This is a genomic window from Arthrobacter sp. Hb9-2, assembly GCF_059091165.1.
The window spans coordinates 1-5,466 of sequence record NZ_JBNHGJ010000073.1 but is presented as its reverse complement, the minus strand read 5'-3'; the positions used below and the strand labels follow the sequence as shown (position 1 = coordinate 5,466).

General features: G+C 63.9%; 2 protein-coding genes. Both read left to right on the top strand.

From position 1 onward, the window contains the following. Nucleotides 1-43 precede the first annotated feature (43 nt). The gene (locus AC5RV1_RS21120; protein WP_493995916.1) at nucleotides 44-5,119 is read left to right on the top strand and encodes an Ig-like domain-containing protein; all 5,076 of its coding nucleotides are present in this window, start codon (nucleotides 44-46) and stop codon (nucleotides 5,117-5,119) included. A gap of 142 nt (nucleotides 5,120-5,261) precedes the next feature. Then, the coding region (locus AC5RV1_RS21115; protein WP_493995915.1) for a hypothetical protein at nucleotides 5,262-5,466 on the top strand (205 nt) is incomplete at its 3' end.

Genomic DNA, 5,466 nt, shown 5'->3' with positions numbered 1-5,466 from the left:
CCTGGTGGTCCTGAACGACGTGAACTCGGGCAACGTATGGCTGGTGAACCAGAACATGCAGCTGGTGAACAACTGGGACGACGTCATTCCACCCAAGGAAACCTCGGACGACGCCGACAAAGACTCCGCGGACGAGGTCCAGCAGACAGTCCTGCCGGACCGCACCAAACCCAACAGCCCGCCAACAGCCAAACCGGATGCCTTCGGTGTTCGTGCCGGAAAAACCACCATCCTGCCGGTCCTGGACAACGACACGGACCCCGACGGCGATATTCTCACCCTGCGTCCTCCAGCCGACGTAGCAGTGGGCGCACTGGCCACCATCTACGGCGACACCGGCTTCCAGATCTCCGTCCCTGCTGACAAGACGGGCGCCGGCACCTTCCAATACACCGTTGACGACGGTCGGGGATTGTCGGCCCCAGCGGATGTCTCACTCCGCGTGGTGCCGCTTGGGGAAAACTCCGGCCCCCAGCCAAAGCCCAACCGCGAAACCACCCTCGTCGTTCAGCAGGGCAAATCACTGACGCAAAACATCCTCACCAACTGGATGGACCCCGACGGAGACGATCTGTTCGCCGAGTCTGTTTCCAGCCCTGACCCGCTGGACCAGGTCCGGATCCGGCCCGACGGCCAGCTGACCTTCCAGGACTCCGGCACAGCGCCCGGCAAAAAAGTCCTCACCGTCAGGATCTCGGACGGGACAGACGCCACCGAAGGAATGATCACCGTTGACATCCGGGCGCCGGGGGCGCTGCCCCCGGTCGCCAACGCCGACCACGTCATCGCCGTTGCCGGAACCGACACAGTAATCACGCCGCTCAAGAACGACGTCGACCCGCAAGGCGGAGCCCTCCGCCTGGCCCAGGCAACCACCGACGAGCAGGCCACCTCAGCCATCGGAGCCGATCAGCAGACCTTCACGTTCAACTCGGGCGCTGTCGGCGCGCACTATGTCACCTACCTCGTGACCAACGGGCCGGCCAGCGCGCAGCAGCTGGTGCGGGTCGACGTCGTACCCGGCAACAAGGAAGGCGCGCCGGTCGCGGTGCGGGACACAGCATTGCTTCCTACCGGCGGCAGCGTCCTGGTGGATGTCCTGGGCAACGACTCCGACCCGTCCGGCGGCGTCCTGGTGGTGCAATCCGTCGCTGTCGACGCTGGGCTGCCGGTCAGCGTCTCCGTGCTTGACCATTCGGTGGTCCGTGTCACTGACATCCGCGCCGAGGGCCAGTTGACCCTGAAGTACACCATCTCGAACGGGCGGTCCTCCGCCGTGGGCGAGATCGCCATAGTGGTGGTGCCTGCGCCCGCCAAGCTCCAGCCCCCGCAGGCCAAACCGGATGAAGCGACGGTACGGGCCGGCGATGTGGTCACCATACCTGTCCTCGATAACGACACCGACCCCAATGGCGGCAAGCTCACCCTCGATCCCGAACTGGCACAGCAGCCCGACGAACTGGACGGCCGGATGTTCGCCGCCGGAGACACGCTGCGCTTCATCGCCGGCGAAAGTTCCAAGACCGTCTACGCCATCTATAAGGTGCGTAACGAGTCGGGGCAGGTGGACTCCCAGCAGGTAACCATACGAATCCAAGCCCGCGATGACGAGCGCAATTCGCGGCCCGAGCCGCGCAACCTGACCGCCCGCGTGGTCTCCGGAATGAACGTCAAGATCAACGTCCCGCTGGACGGCATCGATGCGAACGGTGACTCAGTGCAGTTGATAGGCATTGACAAGGCAGCGGGCATGGGGACGGCCACCGTACGGGATGGCTACCTTGAATTCACTGCAGCCGGCAACGCCGCAGGAACAGACACCTTCACCTACCGGGTCCGCGACCGGATTGGTGCGGAAAACACCGGAACAGTGATTGTGGGCATCGCCCCGCCGGAAGCCAACAACCAAAAACCCTTCGCCGTCGAGGACCGCATTGACGTCCGGCCGGGACGAAACGTCGCGGTGGCAGCTCTGGCCAACGACTCCGACCCCGACGGCGATCCCATCGCCCTGCTGGCCGACACCTTCGAGGCCCGGCCGGAGCTGCGGGTGGAAGCAACGGAAGACTCAAAAGTACTCTTCACGGCACCATCCACGGCCGGAAACGAGAGCATCGGCTATGGAATCCAGGACGACAAAAAGCTCACCGCGAAGGCCGCGATCAGAGTCCTCATCAGCCCTGACGCGGAGCTGAAGCGGCCCGAAGCCAAGGATGACAGGGTGACCCTGTCCGAGACGCTGGGCAAGAGCGCTGTGGACGTCCCCGTCCTGAAAAACGACTCCGACGCGGATGGCGTAGCAACAGAGCTGAAGATTTCTCTACCCGACGGCAACCCCAATGCCCGCGACGGCGGTTCGGGAAACGTCGTGGTGACCCTTACTCCGCGGGACCAGCTAATTCCCTACACGGTGACCGACCTCGACGGATTGAGCTCCACAGCCGTGCTGTGGATCCCCGGCCAGGGCGCCCAGCACCCCACCCTTGCCAGGAATGACACCGTGGAGGTGATGGCCGGCAAGGACATCACCCTGGACCTTAACGAGTACGTACGCGTGCGTGACGGCAAGCGGCCACGCATCACGGTGGCGGATTCCGTGCGTGTCCAGGGCGCGTCTCCCGAGAACGTCATTGCAGATGACGGCACAGCCCTGCGGTATGCGGCGCTAACAGATTACGTGGGCCCGGGGTCCTTGACTTTCGAAGTCACGGACGGCAACGGTCCGGACGACCCTGATGGACTCAAGTCGACACTGGTCATCATGACGAAGGTCATTCCGGACCCGAACGCCAACCACCCGCCCACCTTCAGCGGTGCCACGCTCGACGTCCCGGAGGCCGAAACCGCTGAACTGGATCTCCGCCCGCTGGCCGAGGACGTCGATGAACAGGACAAGGACAGCCTCAGCTTCAGCCTCGACGGCCAACTACCCTCGGGGTTCCAAGGCGATGTTGAGGGTGGAATCCTTAAGGTCCGGGCGGAGACATCCGTCGCCGCAGGCTTCTCCGGGAGCATTCCCGTAAAGGTCACGGACGGCAGGTCCCCCGCGGTGCAGGCAGCCGTTACCGTGCGGCACGTCGCCTCCAACAGGCCAATGCCCGTAGCCAATGACGACGCCGTGGACAAGGCAAACGCCGGCAAGACAGAAACTGTCAATGTCCTGGGCAACGATGCGAACCCCTTCAACGATTCGCCGCTGAAAATCGTCGATGTGGCCGTTGAGACCGGGTCATCCGAAGGACAGCCAACATTCGACGGTGATTCAGTCACCGTCACCCCGGGCAAGGGTTTCAAGGGCGTCATGGTGGTCCGCTACACCATGGTGGACAAAACCGGCGACGCATCCCGCCAGGCCACAGGGCGCCTGCGGCTCACCGTCCGGGATGTTCCTGACGCCCCGTCTGCCCCCTCAGCCACCGACGTCCGAAGCCGCACGGCCGTCCTCAAATGGGCGCCGCCGTCGGACAATGGCGCCGCCATCACCGGTTATCGGGTGGAAGGAACAAACGGCTTTTCCCAGGAATGCTCCACTACCACCTGCACCCTTTCCGGACTGACCAACGACGTCAAGTACGTCTTTACCGTCCTTGCCGAGAACGAGGTAGGCAAGTCACCGGTGTCGGCGGCTTCGAACGAAATCCGGCCCGATGAAAAGCCGTCACCACCCGAGGCTCCCACGGTCAAGGCTGGGGACAAGAACATGGTCATCAACTGGCCAGCTGCGAGAACAGAAGGTTCAGCGGTCAAGCACTACAACCTCGAGATTTCCCCTCCGCCTTCGTCCGGCGTAGCGGTGAAGAACGAGGTGGCGGGACACACGTACACCTGGTCCGGCCTCTCCAACGGCATCAAGTACAGGGTCCGGGCGCAGGCAGTGAACGAGCTGGGACCCTCCGAATGGGGCATCTACTCCGTGGAGGACAACCCTGCCGGGGTGCCGGGGGCACCTGCGGCGCCCACTACGGCGGTTGCCTCGGCCGTAGGCAGCGAAAACCAGATCCGGGTGGACTGGGCTGAACCGGATACCAACGGCGACCCCATCCGCAACTACTACGTCACCATGAGCGGAGGCGGGGCAGCCCCACAAACCCAGACCGTGGCGGGTACCACCCGCACGGCGGTGTTCCGGGCGCAGAACTCCGAAACGGGTTACACCTTCACCGTCCAGGCTGACAACAAAGCAGGCAAAGGCGCGGTAAGCCCGGCCTCGGCTCCCCGCCGTGCGACCGGCAAACTCGGCCAGGTCACCGGCGTCACTGCCACACCCGCGAACACTGACGGCCCCGGCCGGCAGGTCACCGTCAGCTTCCGGGAGCTTACTGACGCCGAACGGAACGGGTCCAGCCGGGAAGAAGTCAGCTACAGCTACAACGCCACGAACGGCTCCAGCGGACCCATCCGGCCTGGCCAAACGCTTGGCGGATTCGCAAACGGAACCGAGGTCGGCATCACCGTGATCGCCCACTCCACGGCGGCTCCCAGCTCGAACGCGAGCGCGCCGGGCAGAGCGACTCCCTACGGCTCCCCGGGCAGTCCTTCAGCCTCCGGGCAGGACGGCGCGATCAACCAGAAATCGGTAACCCTTAGCTGGTCGTCGCCCTCCACCAACACCAATGACGTGGCGCAGACCAGGATCAACGTCGGTGGCCGTGGTTGGGAAAACGCCGTGCCCTCCGGCAGCAGGACAGTGAACACCACAGGGTACGAGGAAACGGTGACCATCCAGGTTCAAACTTTCAACTCCTTGGGGGCGGGGGGCCCTGTTGCCCAGGCCAGCGCCCGGTCCGGAAGAATCGGCCAATGGGAGACGAGCATCAAGACGTCGGATCCCAATTTTGAACGGACCTGTACTTTCACCCAGGGTGGATCCAATTACCGGCCGAACCCCTATTTCGACTGCGATGGCCGGTCCGGAGACGTTCCGCCCTGGTTCTACAAAGTCACGCAGGACCGGATCGTGGTGAAGTGCTTCATCGAACAAAGCGACAACTGGTCCGGGACCGGCATTTTGCAGTGGTGGCGGGTTGAACCGGGCTCGAGCAGGAATGTTGGGCGGTTCGTCATCGCGGGCCACACCACACTGCCCAACCCGGCTGCCCTTGGCGCGCCCCGATGCTGACAACCCGGCTCCCCGTGGGGCAGATGTCCCCATCGCGGCCCGGCCGCCAGTTCTGTAGGCTTGCCGTGAAAACCGGGCCCCTTTCGGGCCTTGGGACAGCCCGCCGCTGGGGCGGCTGCACTATTGAGGGAACAAACAAGCTGTGACAAGTCTGCTGGGGAAACTTGGGCTGAAACGGCGCCACAAGAAGTTTGTCAACGGAACGGCGTTCGGCGCCGCCGTGGCTGTTGTGGTCACCGGTGCTGTGTTGTATCCCGGATTCAAGACCACTGAGGTGGAGCTGAATGACGGCGGCGTTTGGGTGGTGTCCAAGTCCAAGAATGCGGTGGGCCGGCTGAACTATCCGT